This is a genomic window from Superficieibacter electus, assembly GCF_002915575.1.
In the GTDB taxonomy this organism is placed as follows: domain Bacteria; phylum Pseudomonadota; class Gammaproteobacteria; order Enterobacterales; family Enterobacteriaceae; genus Superficieibacter; species Superficieibacter electus.
Genome location: NZ_PQGD01000001.1, coordinates 1 through 16,411, shown reverse-complemented (window position 1 = coordinate 16,411; position 16,411 = coordinate 1). Strand labels below are relative to the sequence as shown.

The window sequence follows — 16,411 nt, the reverse complement described above, 5'->3', positions numbered from 1 at the left end:
GCGGATATGTTGACTATCACATCAGATTTCCTGGTGTAACGAATTTTAAAGTGCTTCTTGCATTCGCAAGCTTCAACCCGACCCTGAGGGCCGGGTTTTTTTTCGCCTCCGGCTAGCGATTCACTTCACTAATACTGAAATCATGGATATCCAGTTCGAACGCTTCCGCCAGTTCCCGCCAGGTGTGGTAATCATGCCCGTTCACGCTTGCGTGATGTGGGTCGCCATCATCGGCACGGGTGACTTCACTTTCACAAATTTCATTAATCGCCGCCAGCAGGGCATCTACGTCAACGTCCACCTCACGTTTTGCCGTGTCATCATACTCTTTTGCGGTTTTCATCATCATTTCCTCACAGGCTGCCGCACTGTCTAAGTATAGACCGTCCAGAAAAGCAGCATTCATCACGTCAGACGCAGCCAGCGCGGCGGTTTTGTTCTACACTGGCACAAAAACATGTGGAGGTGACACTATGCAGATTAACGATCGGGTGACGGTTAAAACCGACGGCGGCCCGCGCCGACCGGGCGTGGTACTGGCGATTGAGGAGTTCAGTGAAGGCACGATGTATCTGGTGTCGCTGGAGGATTATCCGTTAGGGATCTGGTTCTTTAATGAATTGGGGCATCATGACGGCATTTTTGTCGAAAAGGTGGAAGCCTGATTCAGGTGAGCTGGCGGGTAGCCCCGCCAGCATGAGTTTTAGCGCATATTGACATAAATCCCGGTAGTAACGTTGTCTGTCAATCGGACAACATGATAAATAACCTGTTTATTATGCGTTTTTATCTTTCTTTTAATATTACCTTTGTGTGACGATACGGTTTTCGCTTTGATATTCATTTGATCTGAGATTTGAATCGTTCCTTGTCCTGACATCCACATTCGCAACATAAAAGATTCAGTCCGACTTAACGACAGTGTCGGCATATTATTGGCGCTAAAATGTTCACTCCCTTTTTTCAGACAATTACCCAAAATGTCGTCCAGAGATTCTGGTTTGATTGACTTCGAACTAATTAATAAGTTTTTTCTTACCAGCAAATACTCATCGAAATGGAGATTCGCAATCGCCATAAATACGATGAATAATGTGTCGGGGTGTTGATTAATGATCTGCCTGATTTGTTGACTACTTTCAGGGTCGTGGATAAAACAGTCCTCATTAATAAACACCACGTCAGGCCGGCTCTCTTCGCAGGCCGCCGCAAGCGCTTTAGCATCCTTTGCATCCCCAATCTCGCGTCGTTTAACCCCCCGACTTGCCAGATATCCGATTAATCCTAATCGGGTGTAACTGCACAAGTCCATAATAATCGTTGACATGGCATACCCTCACTCAATGCATAACGATAATTAACCCATTGCCTTGTTGATGTCACAACGTCCTGTGGTAATAATTTTTCAGATTAATAAGACAGGCAGAGTTTTTCAGGCCAGAGCACTATCCCGTAAACTTGCGTATAAGTTGCCAGGAATCATCTTAAACTAAATTACAGATAAGATTATGTGATGGGAATTAAAACAATGATTCGCCAATTGGTATAACGTGGAGGGTAATGGTTGATTTTTATTTTAGGATTATCCTCAGATAACACTTATTAATTATCGGGACGTTATTTTGGGTAACTCACTGATAATGTCAGCAAGTAAATTAAAAATTTCGCTAAATAAATGTTCACAGAAAGGTGCAATCAGCGGCATTAATACCGACATCAGCAAAATCCCCACGCTGAGCGTCAGTGGAAAGCCAATGACAAACACGGAGAGCTGGGGGGCCATCCGATTGAGCATGCCCAGCGCGAGGTTGAGGGTTAGCAACAGAGTGATCACCGGCAGCGCCAGCATCAGGCCGTTGAGGAAAATGAGTCCACCGGCCCGGGTAAGCGCCAGGAAGGCATTACTGTTAAGCGGTACACCGCCGATGGGTAGGGTATGGAAAGTATCTGACAGCATGGAAATCAGCCACAGATGACCATTAAAGGTCAAAAAAAGCAGTAGCGCGAGCATGTCCATCAGCCGTGCCAGCACCGGCATGTTGAGATTACTGGCCGGATCAACGAAGGTGGCAAAGGAGAGCCCCATTTGCAGGCCAATAACTTCACCGGCGGTACGTATGGCGGCGAAGGCGAACTGCATGGTAAACCCGAGCGCGATACCAATCAGGATTTGTTCCAGCCCCAGCCCCAATGCCTCAACCGAGAACAGCGGGACCTTTGTCGCAGGTAACGTCGGCGCGATAATCAGCGTAATCAATACCGCCAATCCGATCTTAACCCGCTTTGGAACGCTTTTTTCACTCAGGATGGGCGCAGTCGAAACCAGTGCCAGCACGCGCAGCAGCGGCCAGAAATAGAGGCTCAGCCAGCAGAGCCATTGATCGCTTGTGACCTGCACCATCGGCGTTATCCGATGATGTAAGGAATATTGCTGAACAGGGTGCGCATATAATCCAGCAGCAGATTCAGCATCCACGGCCCGGCAACAATAATAGCGATAAACACCGCGACGATTTTCGGGATGAAGGAGAGCGTCATTTCGTTAATCTGGGTGGCCGCCTGCAAAATGCTGATGATAAGACCGGTTACCAGTGCGACCAGCAAAAGGGGAGCGGCCAAGGCCAGGGCGACCTTCATCGCCTCAGTGCCCATCATCATGACTGATTCAGGTGTCATTTTGCGCTCCCTAACTGTAAAAGCTCTGCGCCAGCGAGCCGACCAGCAATTGCCAGCCATCCACCAGCACAAACAGCATGAGCTTAAACGGCAGGGCAATGGTGGCCGGCGGCACCATCATCATCCCCAGTGCCATCAGTACGCTGGCGATCACCAGGTCGATAATCAGAAACGGAATAAAAATGGTGAAGCCAATCTGAAAGGCGGTTTTCAGCTCGCTGGTCACATAGGCTGGCAGCAGAATGCGTAGCGGCACCGCTTCCGGCCCGGCAATCGGGCCGCTGTTTGCCAGCCGGGCAAACAAAGCGAGGTCAGCTTCGCGCGTCTGGCGCAGCATAAACTCGCGCAACGGCTGAGCGCCTTTCTCCATCGCCACATCCAGCGAGATTTTATTTTCGCTGAACGGTTGATACGCGTCGGTGTAAATTTTGTCGATCACCGGCGACATAATAAAAAAGGTCAAAAATAGCGCCAGCCCCAGCATAACCTGATTCGGCGGTGCAGAAGGCGTACCAAGCGCGTTACGTAACAGGCCGAAGACAATAATAATGCGGGTAAAGCTGGTGGTCATCAGTAACAGCGCGGGCAAAAAAGTCAGCGAGGTAATAAATACCAGCGTCTGCACCGGCAAAGACCAGCTCTGGCCACCGTTGGCAATCGGCTGGCTGACCAGACCAGGAAGCTGTGCCATGGCCGCAGGGGCTGCCAGCCACAATCCGGCAAACAAAAAGGGAAGTACGCGGCGCATCAGGATCTCCCGGAACGCGTAAGGAGGTTTTTCATGATTGACGAAAAATCCGCTGTGGCTGGTGTCGCCTGCGGAGTATCCGGCGCGGCGGGTGGCAGCGTATGCAATAACGAAATCTGTGCGGCGGTCACGCCCAGCACCAGCCGCGCGTCTTCAACCTCAACAATTACAATCCGCTCCCGTGGGCCGAGGGTGGCACCGGCGCTGACTTTCAGGCCACGCGCTGCGCTACCTTTCCCGCCAAACCCTGTGCGTTTGACTACCCATGCTACCACCAGGATCAAAAAGATAATTCCCAGTAGTGCGCCGCTGACCTGCATCAGCGACGAGGCGGGAGAGACGACCGGCTGGACGACCGTAGCCTGGGTTTTCATTTTATTTGCTCAGACGACGCATACGTTCTGACGGCGTAATGATATCGGTAATACGCACGCCGTATTTATCGGCCACGACGACCACTTCACCCTGCGCGATCAGATAACCGTTAATCAGAATATCCAGCGGCTCGCCGGCCAGACCATCGAGCGACACCACCGAACCCTGCGTCAGGCGCAGCAGCTCTTTGATGGTCATCCGGGTCCGGCCCAGCTCGACGGTCAGCTTGACCGGAATATCCATAATCAAATCGATATCCTGTAACGTGCCGCTCACATCACCGCCGCCCAGTTGCTGGAAGACCGCATCTGCCGCGCTTTTGCCGCTGGTATTCTTTTGTTCATTCAACGCTTCAGCCCACAGATCGTCCATTGCTCCGCTGTTGTCATCAGACGAATTATTCATGTCACTCATTAGGGCTGTTCCTCATTCAGCGAATTCAAAATCGGGTTGATCAGATGCTCAACGCGTAGCGCGTATTGACCGTTAACCGTGCCATACTGGCTGGTCAGCACGGGCACACCGTCCACATGAGCAATGATGCGATCGGGCTTGTCAATCGGTAGCACGTCGCCGGGTTTTAGTTTCAGGATCTGCGACAGGCGCAGCGAAATATCGGCAAAGTTGGCCACCAGCTCCAGTTCGGAGTGCTGTACCTGGCGCACCAGGTTTTCCCGCCAGTTCTGATCTTCACTGCGGGAGTTTTCCAGCGGCGGGTTGACCAGCACTTCGCGCAGCGGCTCAATCATGCTGAAGGGCAGGCAGATATTAAACTCGCCGGTCAGGTTGCCAATCTCCACATGGAACGGCGTGTTGACCACGATATCGTTTGGCGAGGTAGTGATATTGGTAAATTTGACCTGCATTTCCGAACGCACATATTCCACGTCCAGCGGATGAATAGCTTTCCACGCGTCGCTGTAAGACTCCAGCGCCAGTTTCAGCATCCGGTTAATTACCCGCTGCTCGGTATGGGTAAACTCGCGACCTTCCACCTTAGTGGGGAAACGACCATCGCCGCCGAACAGGTTGTCCACTGCGATAAACACCAGGCCCGGCGAGAAAACAAACAGCCCGGTGCCGCGCAGCGGTTTCAGATGGATCAGGTTCAGGTTGGTTGGCACCGGCAGGTTGCGCGCGAATTCATGATAAGGCTGAATACGAATGGCACCCACGGTAATATCCGGGCTACGCCGCAGCAGGTTAAACAACCCCATCCGGAACTGACGGGCAAAACGTTCGTTAATGATCTCCAGCGCCTGTAACCGCTCGCGCACCACGCGACGCTGGGTATTAGGATCGTAAGGACGAATGTCGCTGTCGCTGGATTTCCCCGGTTGCGGTTCATCCGTTTTGTCGCTGTCGCCGTTCAACAGCGCGTCAATTTCGGCCTGAGAAAGAATGCTATCGCCCATGCCGTTACCGCAATATAAAGGCTGTATAGAGAACGTCGGTCACTTCCTGACCCTTTTGCCCGGCGATCAGCGGCTGGGCCAGCGTGGACTTAATGTCCGCCACCAGTTTTTGCTTACCATCATTACTGGCAAGCTGGCTGGCGTCCTGACGTGAGAACAGCAGCAGCAGGCGGCTGCGGACTTCCGGCAGGTATTCGTTAAGACGAGCACGGGTGGCTTCGTCTTTCAGGCGCAGCGTAATGCCGATGTACAGTACCCGATCCGCATCACCCAGATTAACGGTAAAAGTATCCAGCGCAAAAAAGACGGGCGCAGCGGGCGGCGGCGCTTCCGCGGTAACGTGAGCTGCGGGCTGCTGTTGCATACGCCAGTAGCTATAGCCAGCAGTGGCGCACGCGGCAAGGGTGATTAACACCAGCAGCGGAACCCATATGGCGCGTTTGCTTTTTTTGGTGGTGATGGCGGAGTCGGTCATCTGATACGTGCTTCCTGTTTCGGTACTGCTTATGGGGTGATTATCCCGTGTCCGCTGCCTGTCAAAGCGTGGAACAGACGGGAATAATCACGCTACCTCTGGCGTTTAAGCAAAGATATCGACGGCGCTGCTCCCGCGTGACAACGCGTGCAGGCTCGCGGGTGCTGCCAGGACTTCATCGTCTTCTGCCGCAAACTCACTGCCCGCCGGGGCATGGCGGGAGGACTGTTGCTGCGAGGAGGGCTGCTGTTGACCGGCAAAACTTTCGCTGCTGATATTGCTCTGACCCAGCTGGATGCCGTTCTCAGCCAGTTGGGTACGCAGCATGGGCAGGGCAGCTTCGAGCGCGGCGCGAACGTGGCTGTGCGGCGACACCATCTGAAGCTGGGCCTGGTTATCATCCATTTTGAGGGTAATTTGCACCTGGCCCAGATCGTCCGGGTGCAAACGCAGTTCGGCAGTCTGCTGGCCCTGACGGGTAAACAGCGTAATGTGCTGACTGACCGTCTGCTGCCAGTCCGGGCTGCCCAGCGGTGCGCTCACGTTGGCGATGGCTGCCGCATGTCCGGCGGATGGCGTAATCGTTGGACTGATTACTGGCGCAACGTTTGCTGGCGTCGCGGCGGGAGATGGCGTACTTTCGGTTTCGACGCGGACCGCGGCGCTATTCTGGGCTATGGCAAAAGACGGCGCGGCTGCTGCCATCTGTGCGCGTGATGACATGTCGGCCGTCAGCGCGCTGTCTCCACGGGTAAAGTCGGGTTTATCGCTACCAGGCGTGCTTTTAAATTGAATACCGGTCGCAGGTGTCGCGTTGCTTTCACCCTGGGCTACCGGCGTCGCTACCGGGGCGGCAGGAGAGGGCAGCATAGCCATCAATAGGCTGAGATCGACCAGCTCGTCTTGCGCAACATCGGCTATCGGTTGCTCTTTTGCTGGCGCGTTATCTTTCAGCGCGGGCTTCTGGGCGGAGGCCAGGCCGCTAAGCAGGTTACGGATATCGCTAAGGTCGGTAAGATCCCTGTGCGTTTCGCGATTGAAGACATCCTGCAAATCGCCCTGCAGCGACACGTCTTTGCCATTGGATTGCCTATCCGCCAGCGTCTGTTGCAGACTGGCGAGCGTGCTTTGCCCCCTTTCGCCGTCCAGTACGCCTGCCAGTAGCGTCAGAAAATCCTGCGTGCCATCGGTGCTGTTGTCGGACAGTACGCGAGTCGTGTCTGCATCGCTGATGCTGATTTTAGGCAATGTAATCACTCGTATTTCCTTTGGGTTGCACGCTGTGCAAACTCATCCATTCGTTTTTGATCAAGACGGTTTTCGGCCAGCAGGGCGGCGGACGCCTGTCGGTCGGAAAGCGTCTGCCACGCCTGCAGGCGCTGTTTTTTTTCTCGCCAGACGCCCAGCGCCTGATCGACTTTCTGATGCCACTGCGTTAACTGCTGACGATGCTGGTCAATGGCTTTTTCCAGCGTCTGAATGAATTGTTGATAATTCTGCCAGCGCTGGCTGCCAATACCCCGGCTCATGTCGTTATTGAGGCTGGACTGGTACTCATCCTGGTAGTTCATCAACATTTGCAATTGCTCCTGCGCCTGCTGACAGCCACGGCGCATTTCTCCCAGCCGCAGGGCGGCGGTATCGACATCTTTTTCCGCCAGGTCTTTTAAGGTGGCTAATGCGCTATTCTGCGTCATGTTCATTCTCCCGCTTTATTACGCGGTGGGGAAAATCAGTTCCAGCGCCTGGAGCGACTCTTCCCAGCCTGCTTTTTCAAAGATGCCCTGTTGTAAAAAAGCTTCCAGTTGCGGCCAGAGCACGATGGCCCGATCCAGCAGCGGATCGCTGCCTCTGGCATAAGCGCCGACGCTCACCAGATCGCGGTTGCGCTGAAAACTGGAAAGCAACTGTTTAAAATTGCGCACCCGCGCATAGTGGCGTTCGTCAATCAGCGCCGTCATCGCACGGCTGATTGAGGCCTCAATGTCGATGGCCGGATAGTGTCCCGCTTCCGCCAGGCGGCGGGACAAGACAATATGACCGTCAAGAATGGCGCGCGCGGAGTCGGCGATCGGGTCCTGCTGGTCATCACCTTCGGTGAGCACCGTATAAAAGGCGGTAATCGACCCGCCGCCGGTGATCCCGTTCCCGGCGCGCTCAACCAGCGCGGGCAGTTTGGCAAATACCGACGGTGGATAGCCTTTAGTGGCAGGCGGCTCGCCGATGGCCAGCGCAATCTCACGCTGCGCCATGGCATAGCGGGTCAGGGAATCCATGATCAGCAGGACATGCTGGCCGCGGTCGCGAAAATCTTCAGCGATCCGGGTGGCGTAGGCGGCACCCTGCATCCTGAGCAGGGGAGACACGTCAGCCGGGGCGGCAATCACCACCGAGCGGGCGCGCCCGTCGGCACCGAGAATATTTTCGATAAAGTCTTTAACTTCGCGTCCACGTTCGCCGATAAGCCCGACCACAATCACGTCAGCTTCGGTATAGCGCGCCATCATGCCGAGCAGAACGCTTTTACCGACCCCCGAACCGGCAAATAGCCCCATTCGCTGCCCGCGCCCCACGGTGAGCAGGGCATTAATCGGACGCACGCCGGTATCCAGCACGTGTTCAATAGGCGTGCGTTGCAGCGGGTTAAACGGTTGGGTGATCAACGCCCCGGTTTCGGTGGTATCCGGCGAAGGAAGGCCGTCGAGCGGCTTACCGCCACCGTCAAGCACGCGCCCGAGCAGCGCCGGCCCCAGGGGCAGTTGTTTGCTGCTATGCAGACCGTCACCGCTGCCATTACGGGCATAAACCCGTGCGCCAGGCAGAATACCTTCCACCTCTTCAAGCGGCATTAAAAAAAGGCGCTGACCATTAAAACCGACCACTTCGCTTTCCACTTCCTGGGTTTCGCCCCGATCCTGACGTTCTATAATGCAGGTTGCGCCCAGCGGTAGCTGTAAGCCGGTAGCTTCCAGTACCAGCCCGGTAGCGCGGGTGAGCCGACCGTAGCGACGCACAGTGGGAAGCTGAGCCATACGCGCTTCAATGTTATCCAGCGTGGTCAGCCAGCGGCTCAGGCGGGACGTCATTAGCAGGCTCCTGGTGCCGCCAGGCGGCAAAGTTCCTGCCAACGCGTGGCGACGCTGGCATCCAGATCGCCTTCATCGGCGGAAACTTTGCATCCCCCGGGATGCAACGTGGTATCGCCACGCAGCCGCCAGCCATGCAGGCTGAGGGTTGCGCCAAGCACATCTTCAACGCGCTGCAAATCATCCGGGTGGACCCGCAGTTGTGGCTTGCCGCTGAATAACGGCTCCTGCGCAAGCAACTGTTGAATTTGTTGGATTAATCCGTTGTTACCCACCGCATTCAGGTCGCCGATAATCTGTCGCGCCGCCGTCAGCGCCATCTGGGTCAGGCGTGAGGCAATAACGCTGTCGAGTGCATCCAGCGTATTCTGGAATTCACTGACCAGTTGCTGCATTCGGGCATGCAGCGGTTCCTGCAACTGACGCGCCTGAAGCTGCCCCTGTTCCAGACCCTGCGCCAGTCCTTCCTGATAGCCCTGAGCGTGACCGGCCTGACGGCCCTCGGCCATCCCGGCGGCATAGCCCTGTTCATGGGCCTGCATTTGCAGTTGCGCCAGTTGCTGTTGTGACTGCTGCTCAGCGGAAACCTCTTCCTGGGGCGGCTGCGACGGTTGTTCGTCAACCTCAATCGTTGCCGTTCCGGTCAGCGGTGCAAACAGGCTGTCAGGCTGCCAGACTTTCCACGGCAGTTGATCAGACATAGGTATCCTCGCCGCTGCCAATCACCATTTCGCCCGTTTCCGCCAGACGACGGACGATCAACAGGATTGCTTTCTGCTCGTTTTCCACCTGCGACAGACGGACCGGGCCACGGTTGGCGAGATCGTCGCGCAAAATATCGGCGGCGCGTTGCGACATGTTGCGCAGGAATTTCTCGCGCAGCGGCTGTTCGGCACCTTTGAGCGCCACCAGCAGCGATTCGGAATCCACTTCCTGCAACAGACGCTGGATGCTGCGGTCGTCGACCTCCACCAGATTTTCGAACAAGAACATCTCGTCGATAATTTTTTGTGCCAGCTCGCCGTCGAATTCGCGCACCGCGGTGATGACCGCTTCTTCCTGCTGTGTTTTCATCAGGTTGATAATTTCGGCGGCCGTTCTCACGCCGCCCATTTTGCTGCGCTTGAGATTCTGGCCGTCGAGCAGGTTGTTAAGCACTTCAGTCAGCTCTGCCAGCGCGGCAGGCTGTACGCCACCGAAGGTGGCAATTCGCAGCATCACGTCGTGGCGCAGGCGCTCGTCGAACAGCGCCAGAATATCCGCCGCCTGGCCGCGTTTGAGGTGGACCAGAATAGTGGCGATAATCTGCGGATGCTCGTCGCGAATAAGATCCGCGGCGCTCTGCGGCTCCATAAAGTTGAGCGTTTCGATACCGCTGGACGTTTCGCGGGTTTCCAGAATATCTTCCAGCAGGCTGGCGGCACGCTCTTCGCCCAGCGCCTTGACCAGCACGGAGCGCAGGTATTCGCTGGCGTTGACGTTGAGGGCGGCGAACTGTTCCGCCTCCTGCTCAAACTCCCCCAGCACTTCGGTCAATTGCTTATTGGAAATCTGCCGCACATTGGCCATCGCCGAACTCAGGTGCTGTACCTCGCGGTTGGAGAGATGTTTAAACACCTCGGCCGCGCGATCTTCACCGATGGTCATCAGTAAAATGACGCTCTTTTCCGTTCCGGTAAGACTACTCATGTTCGTTATTCATCCACTGGCGAATGACCAGCGCGACCACGCGCGGATCGTTATCTGACATCTCACGAATACGCTGGCTCATCACCTCGGCACCCATGCGCTGGTTGGCGCGACGCTGCTGGGTGAGTTCATCTTTAGTCAGACGAACCTCAACCCCGTCGTTGCTGCTGCTTTCAACACGAGCCTGCGCTTCTTCCTGCACGGCTTTGATCTCTTCCTGACGGCGCACCAGTTGCGGACGCACCGCTTTGCGCCACAGCAGCCATGCCACCAGCAGCACCAGCAACCAGCGTCCGGCAATCATCAACTGATCGATAAACGACTGCTGTTGCCAGAACGGCAGCTCGCCACCGGTCTCATCCACGGCGCTGAATGGCGAGTTAACCACGTTGAGGGTATCGCCACGGTTAGTGGAGAAGCCCATGGCCTCGCGGGTGAGATCTTCAATTTGCTTCATCTGATCGGCCGTCAGCGGCAGCGGTTTACCGTCCGCCAGCGTGCGGTAGTTGACCACCACCGCGACGGAGAGACGCTGCACGTCCCCGACGTTTAATTTGGTATGGCGAATAGTGCGATCAACTTCGTAGTTAGTCGTTTCATTACGTTGCGAATTACGCGGACCGGCATTGCTGCTGCCTGTTGAGGCCGTTTGCGTATTTTGTTGACCGTTTTGCGCCGTGGTGGTCGGCGGATTGGCAATCGGCGCAGTATTGGCGGGGGCTGGCTGGTTTGACAGCGCGCCCGGCACGCCGCCCACGATGCCGCTACCGTTTTGCTCACTGATGTTCAACTGACGGGAGCGCATCGCCGCCTGGCTGCTGTCGCCGTTCGGGTGATACTGTTCTTCGGTCTGTTCTTTATCGGCGAAATCAATCTGCGCGGTAACCTGCGCATGTACGTTGCCAATACCCACGATAGGTCCAAGAATCGATTCAATGCGGCGCTGAACGCGGCCTTCCACATCGGAGGCATATTTTAGTTGCGCATCGTTGAGCGCACGGTCGCTGGTATTTGACTGGGTTAACAGATGACCACCCTGATCAACCAGGGTGACATTACCCGGCGGCAAGCCTGCCACTGCGCTGGATACCAGATGAACAACGGCGCTAATCTGACCTTCATCCAGCGCGCGACCCGGCTCCAGATTGACCGTGACCGAGGCGGAAGGGGATTTTTGCTCGCGCACAAAAAGAGAAGGTTTCGGCATCGCCAGATGCACGCGGGCGGTTTTCACCGGACCGAGCGTTTCAATAGTCCGTGCCAGCTCGCCTTCCAGCGCGCGCTGGTAGTTAACCTGCTCGCTGAACTGGCTAATGCCAAATTTTTCCTGATCCAGTAGCTCGAAACCGACCGCGCCGCCTTTCGGCAGGCCCTGCTGCGCCAGACGCAAACGCAGTTCATGCACTTTATCGGCGGGGACTTCAAGCGCGCCGCCGTTATCGGCAAAGCGATAGGGGATATTCATCTGCGTCAATTGCTGGACGATGGCCCCGCCGTCCTGATCGGACAGATTGCTGAACAGGGTGCGGTAATCAGGGCTTTTTGCCCACAGCACCATAGCGACGACAACGGCCACGGCAGCAGCGCTTATTACCATCAGTGGAATTTTGGGGTTGGCACGCAGGCGATTGATCCACTCAGCGGTTTTCGCTTGTGTCGTTGTCGTTGCAGCCGCGCTCATTGCGCACCTCGTAAATTCTGGTGGATGGCGGTAAACGTGTAGTGAAACAAAACAGACTCCCGGGTCGGCAAACGCATACTGTTAGCCCCGCCATTATTTGACGATTTACGATTTTCGATGGGCGAAATAACCTGTTTTTTCTACGTTATTTAACGCCTTTATCCCATTGACAAACTGGTAATCTCACCGCGTTGAATTTCACCAGGGGTAAATAATGTCCATCCAGGGTATTGAAGGGGTGCTTAGCACACTACAGGCAACGGCCAGTGCCGCGCGCAATCAAAGCGTGCAGCAAGAGCCAACCGTTGGCTTCGCCGGGCAGCTTCATGCCGCCATCGATCGCATCAGCGACACGCAGAATGCCGCGCGCGTACAGGCAGAAAAATTTGCGCTCGGCGAGCCGGGCGTGGCGCTCAATGACGTGATGACCGATCTGCAAAAATCTTCGGTGTCCCTACAAATGGGCATTCAGGTACGCAATAAGCTGATTGCGGCTTATCAGGACATTATGGCGATGAGCGTGTAAATTTTGTCTTTTGGGGTCCTCTGCATTAGGGTAAGGAAAATGCATTGCGCAGGAGGTGCGTATGGACCTGAAGACTGTTGCCGTCATACTGTTCGATGATTTCGAAACCCTGGATGCGATGGGGCCGGTAGAAGTATTTGGTTGTTTGCCCGGCTGTCAGCTACGTTTTCTTTCCCGCTACGGTGGCGAGATTACCAGTTCGCAGGGCGTAGTGGTGAAAACGGAGAACGCTATCGGGCAACCGGATGCCATTTTGATCCCCGGCGGCCAGGGTACCCGCGCGCTGACACAGGACGCGGATTTTCTTCGCTGGCTTTCTGTGTTCATTGAGACTGTCCCACTCTGCATGACAGTCTGCACTGGCTCCGCGCTGCTGGCCGGTACTGACTTACTCAATGGCCACAACGCCACCAGCAATAAACGCGCCTTTTCATGGGTTACGTCCCTGAACCACAAGGTGCACTGGCAGCCCCGCGCGCGCTGGGTCAGGGACGGTAAGTTTTATACGTCATCCGGCATCAGCGCAGGTATTGATATGGCATTGCAGGTAGTGGTTGACTATCATGGCCGCGAGCAGGCTGTGGATATCGCTCACAGAATGGAATATGTCTGGAATGACGCCCCCGGTAACGATCCTTTTGCCGTGGAGTGGTAACGGCAGGCGGTTATTTATGCGCTACACCGGGCAAAACGTCCTGCATCATTCTCTGCGTTGCAGAATATGCCGGTAGTACTTTCTCATCAGGTAAATGTTGATCTGATTCCAGACGATCACGGCTGGTAGCACGCAAAAAAAGCTTTTCAGGAAAGCATTTATTCCCGGAAAAAAATGGGCGAATAAGCGCGTAAAAAACAGTATTAACACAATGTAAATCAATATCCCTAACCAAAATTGATAGTGGGAACGTACCATGCGAAAGGCATCGCGATAATTTCGATTTCGTAATCCTGAGGGTAAACCTTTAAGTTCCGGGATGCTTTTTCTTCTGAAGTAAATCATTTTACACCACTCCTTTGATCCCCTTTCTTAACCTGCCAGTTTTTGGGGTCAGAAAAATCTTATCTCAATGATACACTTCGCAGGCTGATTTTCAGCCTCTGGTGATAAATAAATTAATAAGGCAATTACATGTTTAGTTTTGAAAAATTAATTACCCCGAAAATAATTTCGGCACTGTACATTTTAACACTTGTTTTATTTCTTATCAGCGCAGTGATTAGTCTGGTATACGGCAGCATTGGCGGCGCGGTGGGTTGCGTGATATCCGCTATTTTCTCGAGGGTATTTTATGAGTGCGTTATTGTAGTTTTCAAAAATAACGAGTACCTGCGTCGTATTGCGGAATCGCTGGAGAAAAAGAGCCTGTAAGGTATCAGGGCCGGAGTGGATCTCCGGCCCGGTGGTTTATTTCTGAATCAAATAACGTATTGTCGGGCCATCCTGCTGAATATCCAGCACCGTGTAACCGTGGTTACGCGCGTCCAGCGGAATATTATTAATGGACTGCGGGCAGTCGCTGACCACTTCAAGAATTTCCCCTTTTTTCAACTGCGGCAGGGCTTCCAGGGTGGCGACTGCCGGATAAGGGCAGGGTTCGCCGACCATATCCAGACGGTAATCCGGTACAATCGTTTTCATGCGCTCTCCTTGAGAGTAGTGGTAGCGAGGTCTTTACGACGGAAAAAGCGTTTTTCCCAGCCGATAATCAGCATCAGCGCGATAAACAGCATCGCGTAGGTCATCAGCAGGCCGCCGAGCGGACCAAAGGTGTTGAGTAAGTTAACCTTATCCCAGCTGGTGGCGAGCGTCGGGGCGAGATCGTCCCAATAAAATGCCAGAATCGTTGAGCCGATAACGTTACCCAGCCCGACCCACCAGTAGTGAACCTGGCCTTCCACCGCGCGATACATCCAGCCAGTTTCGCAGCCGCCCGCCAGTACAATGCCAAAGCCAAACAGCAGGCCGCCAAGTACCGCGTTCGGACCGGCCCACATGATTTTCGGCGCAACACCCAGTTGCACGTAGCTGAAAATACCGATGGCGCTCACCGCCATGCCGAAAATAATAGCCTTCGCCATATGGGTGCGGCCGGTGATCCACATATCGCGGAACGCTGAGGTAAAACAGATTTGTGCGCGTTCGATCAGTAAGCCAAAGCCTACGCCAAACAGCATCGCCAGGCCCAGCTTCGGCTGATTCATCGCCGTCAGGATTGCCCAGCCCAACATGCCGACAAAGACCAGCATCCCGAGGCGGAAACGGCGGCGCGCCTGTTCCGGTTTTTGCGTCAATGGCGACGCGGCGGAGACTTTTTGCATCTTAACCGGAATACGGAAGACAGGCAGAAGGGTGAAACGTGCGCCAAACCACGATCCTAATGCTGTGGCCAGCGCGAAAAACCAGGCGTGCAGGGAGAACTGAGGAATACCAGTAAAGAACGCAGCAAGATTACACCCCATTGCCAGGCGCGCGCCGAAACCGGCAATAATACCGCCCGCGATGGCCTGTATAATGCGAATCCGGCTGCGCGGAAAACGTAATTTGACGTTATTGGCCCACAGTGCCGCGGCAAAACAGCCGCCGAACATGCCGATAATCATCATCCCGTCGATGCGGGTTAAGGGCGAACCGTCAAGATGAATGATTTTGTAATATCCCCATTCTTCGGTGTGGACCCCGGCCAACTGGAGTAATTGCCCGCCCCAGCGGGTAAATTCGCCAGTCACGGCCCAGAAGGTGCCGGTAATACCAAAATAATAGGTGGAGAGGATACCCGCTGCGATAACGGCGGGAGCAGGTGCCCAGAATTTAATCAGGTAAGCCTGTTTGAAGTGTTGCCAGGTCATTAATATTGCCTCTGAACTCAGAAGGATGTAATACGCACGATGAGAGGGTGCTGGAGAAGAGGGGATATTACGCGAAATGATAAATATGACTAATGAAAAAAAGACAAAATGTCGATGAGATCAATTTATAACGCGCGTGGGGAATGGCTGGCAGGCTCAGGGCTTTAATGCCACAATGATTTTTTTGTTGGTTGCAGGATAGATGATGAAAAAAGTAGCGTTTGCCGGCCTGCTGCTGGCCCTGACAGGCTGTGCCCAGATCGATAACTATGAGGAAGTGGTGAAAACCCCTGCTCCTGGCGATCTGGTGGGGTACTGGCAGTCGAGCGGTCCGCAGAGCAAGCTGGTCAGCCCGGAAGCGATTGCCAGCCTGATTGTGACGCGTGAGGGCGATACCCTCGACTGCCGCCAGTGGCAACGGGTGATTGCGCTGCCAGGCAAGTTGATGAAACGGTCAGATGATTATTATAACGTCACCAATAAACTTGAGGTTTACAACCTGGAGCGTAGCGGGGCAGAGCTGGAATATGCCGGTATGACGCTACATCGTGTCGACCGCCCGACGCAGGAATGCGCGGATTATCTGGCAAAAAATCCGCTGTCGGCTCAACCGGTAGTGACAAAGCCTGCGGCAGGGAAAGTTGAAAGCGTTAAGCCGAAAGAGAAGAAAAACCGGGTTTACCGTTGAGAATGAGTCACCCAACGTGATTATACGTGGATTCAGCCCGGCTGACTGAAATGCCCGGTGGCGCTGCGCTTACCGGGCCTACGGGGGACGTCCAGTCTGGATAACAGGTAGGCCGGATAAGGCGAAGTCGCCATCCGGCATCACAACCACACTATGGATGCTTTGGGCTACCTGCCCGGTGGCGCTGCGCTTACCGGGCCTACGG

General features: G+C 54.7%; 21 protein-coding genes and 1 pseudogene. 5 read left to right on the top strand and 17 right to left on the bottom strand.

What is annotated here, in order from left to right; all coding sequences use genetic code 11:
* Positions 1 to 112 precede the first annotated feature (112 nt).
* Complete coding sequence (gene yodD / locus CHU32_RS00115) at positions 113 to 343, bottom strand: YodD family peroxide/acid resistance protein (RefSeq protein WP_103674070.1); 231 nt, start codon at positions 341 to 343, stop codon at positions 113 to 115.
* A 130-nt stretch (positions 344 to 473) separates the two neighbouring features.
* On the opposite strand from yodD, the gene dsrB reads away from it, so the two are divergent.
* Entirely contained in the window at positions 474 to 665 is a 192-nt protein-coding gene (gene dsrB, locus CHU32_RS28175) for a protein DsrB (protein ID WP_176691591.1), read from the top strand.
* 38 nt (positions 666 to 703) lie between these two features.
* Here the strand turns inward: dsrB and rcsA are convergent, their stop codons facing one another.
* From rcsA to fliF, 14 genes are all read right to left on the bottom strand, one after another.
* The gene (rcsA, locus tag CHU32_RS00105; RefSeq protein ID WP_103674069.1) at positions 704 to 1,327 is read right to left on the bottom strand and encodes a transcriptional regulator RcsA; all 624 of its coding nucleotides are present in this window, start codon (positions 1,325 to 1,327) and stop codon (positions 704 to 706) included.
* 279 nt (positions 1,328 to 1,606) lie between these two features.
* The gene (gene fliR / locus CHU32_RS00100) at positions 1,607 to 2,401 is read right to left on the bottom strand and encodes a flagellar biosynthetic protein FliR (RefSeq protein WP_103674068.1); all 795 of its coding nucleotides are present in this window, start codon (positions 2,399 to 2,401) and stop codon (positions 1,607 to 1,609) included.
* A gap of 5 nt (positions 2,402 to 2,406) precedes the next feature.
* Positions 2,407 to 2,676, bottom strand: coding sequence for a flagellar biosynthesis protein FliQ (gene fliQ, locus CHU32_RS00095; protein WP_103674067.1), 270 nt, complete (start codon positions 2,674 to 2,676; stop codon positions 2,407 to 2,409).
* 10 nt (positions 2,677 to 2,686) lie between these two features.
* Positions 2,687 to 3,424: a flagellar type III secretion system pore protein FliP gene (fliP, locus tag CHU32_RS00090; protein ID WP_103674066.1), complete on the bottom strand. Its 738-nt coding sequence runs from the start codon at positions 3,422 to 3,424 to the stop codon at positions 2,687 to 2,689.
* On the bottom strand, positions 3,424 to 3,798 hold the full coding sequence (gene fliO / locus CHU32_RS00085) for a flagellar biosynthetic protein FliO (RefSeq protein ID WP_103674065.1): 375 nt from the start codon (positions 3,796 to 3,798) through the stop codon (positions 3,424 to 3,426). Before fliO ends, fliP begins: the two co-directional genes overlap by 1 nt.
* A gap of 1 nt (position 3,799) precedes the next feature.
* Entirely contained in the window at positions 3,800 to 4,213 is a 414-nt protein-coding gene (fliN, locus tag CHU32_RS00080; protein ID WP_103674064.1) for a flagellar motor switch protein FliN, read from the bottom strand.
* Positions 4,213 to 5,214, bottom strand: a complete 1,002-nt coding sequence (gene fliM / locus CHU32_RS00075; RefSeq protein ID WP_103674063.1) for a flagellar motor switch protein FliM — start codon at positions 5,212 to 5,214, stop codon at positions 4,213 to 4,215. The genes fliN and fliM overlap by 1 nt, the downstream gene beginning before the upstream one ends.
* Positions 5,215 to 5,218: 4 nt before the next feature.
* Entirely contained in the window at positions 5,219 to 5,689 is a 471-nt protein-coding gene (gene fliL, locus CHU32_RS00070) for a flagellar basal body-associated protein FliL (RefSeq protein ID WP_103674062.1), read from the bottom strand.
* A 105-nt stretch (positions 5,690 to 5,794) separates the two neighbouring features.
* Positions 5,795 to 6,946, bottom strand: coding sequence for a flagellar hook-length control protein FliK (locus CHU32_RS00065; RefSeq protein ID WP_103750750.1), 1,152 nt, complete (start codon positions 6,944 to 6,946; stop codon positions 5,795 to 5,797).
* Entirely contained in the window at positions 6,943 to 7,386 is a 444-nt protein-coding gene (gene fliJ, locus CHU32_RS00060; protein WP_103674460.1) for a flagellar export protein FliJ, read from the bottom strand. The genes CHU32_RS00065 and fliJ overlap by 4 nt, the downstream gene beginning before the upstream one ends.
* Positions 7,387 to 7,404: 18 nt before the next feature.
* On the bottom strand, positions 7,405 to 8,775 hold the full coding sequence (gene fliI / locus CHU32_RS00055; RefSeq protein ID WP_103674060.1) for a flagellar protein export ATPase FliI: 1,371 nt from the start codon (positions 8,773 to 8,775) through the stop codon (positions 7,405 to 7,407).
* The gene (fliH, locus tag CHU32_RS00050; RefSeq protein ID WP_103674059.1) at positions 8,775 to 9,476 is read right to left on the bottom strand and encodes a flagellar assembly protein FliH; all 702 of its coding nucleotides are present in this window, start codon (positions 9,474 to 9,476) and stop codon (positions 8,775 to 8,777) included. The genes fliI and fliH overlap by 1 nt, the downstream gene beginning before the upstream one ends.
* Complete coding sequence (gene fliG / locus CHU32_RS00045; RefSeq protein WP_103674058.1) at positions 9,469 to 10,464, bottom strand: flagellar motor switch protein FliG; 996 nt, start codon at positions 10,462 to 10,464, stop codon at positions 9,469 to 9,471. The genes fliH and fliG overlap by 8 nt, the downstream gene beginning before the upstream one ends.
* Positions 10,457 to 12,145 carry a flagellar basal-body MS-ring/collar protein FliF gene (gene fliF / locus CHU32_RS00040; protein ID WP_103674057.1) on the bottom strand — a complete coding sequence of 563 codons (1,689 nt, stop codon included), beginning with the start codon at positions 12,143 to 12,145 and terminating at the stop codon, positions 10,457 to 10,459. Before fliF ends, fliG begins: the two co-directional genes overlap by 8 nt.
* A gap of 211 nt (positions 12,146 to 12,356) precedes the next feature.
* Between fliF and fliE the strand changes: the two genes are divergently transcribed.
* The 3 genes from fliE (at position 12,357) to CHU32_RS00020 (ending at position 14,040) form a co-directional block, all read left to right on the top strand.
* Complete coding sequence (gene fliE, locus CHU32_RS00035; protein WP_103674056.1) at positions 12,357 to 12,671, top strand: flagellar hook-basal body complex protein FliE; 315 nt, start codon at positions 12,357 to 12,359, stop codon at positions 12,669 to 12,671.
* A gap of 61 nt (positions 12,672 to 12,732) precedes the next feature.
* Positions 12,733 to 13,326 (top strand): DJ-1/PfpI family protein, encoded by a 594-nt coding sequence (locus CHU32_RS00030; RefSeq protein ID WP_103674055.1) that lies wholly within the window; start codon positions 12,733 to 12,735, stop codon positions 13,324 to 13,326.
* A gap of 474 nt (positions 13,327 to 13,800) precedes the next feature.
* Positions 13,801 to 14,040 carry a DUF4282 domain-containing protein gene (locus CHU32_RS00020; RefSeq protein WP_103674053.1) on the top strand — a complete coding sequence of 80 codons (240 nt, stop codon included), beginning with the start codon at positions 13,801 to 13,803 and terminating at the stop codon, positions 14,038 to 14,040.
* Between the two features lie 36 nt (positions 14,041 to 14,076).
* On the opposite strand, the gene yedF is transcribed toward CHU32_RS00020, so the two are convergent.
* Together yedF and yedE are read right to left on the bottom strand one after the other, a co-directional pair.
* Positions 14,077 to 14,310: a sulfurtransferase-like selenium metabolism protein YedF gene (gene yedF, locus CHU32_RS00015; RefSeq protein WP_103674052.1), complete on the bottom strand. Its 234-nt coding sequence runs from the start codon at positions 14,308 to 14,310 to the stop codon at positions 14,077 to 14,079.
* Positions 14,307 to 15,518 (bottom strand): selenium metabolism membrane protein YedE/FdhT, encoded by a 1,212-nt coding sequence (gene yedE, locus CHU32_RS00010; RefSeq protein WP_103674051.1) that lies wholly within the window; start codon positions 15,516 to 15,518, stop codon positions 14,307 to 14,309. The genes yedF and yedE overlap by 4 nt, the downstream gene beginning before the upstream one ends.
* A 205-nt stretch (positions 15,519 to 15,723) precedes the next feature.
* Here yedE and yedD point away from each other — a divergent pair.
* Positions 15,724 to 16,119, top strand: a pseudogene (gene yedD, locus CHU32_RS00005) (lipoprotein YedD); the annotation flags it as partial.
* Positions 16,120 to 16,411 lie beyond the last annotated feature (292 nt).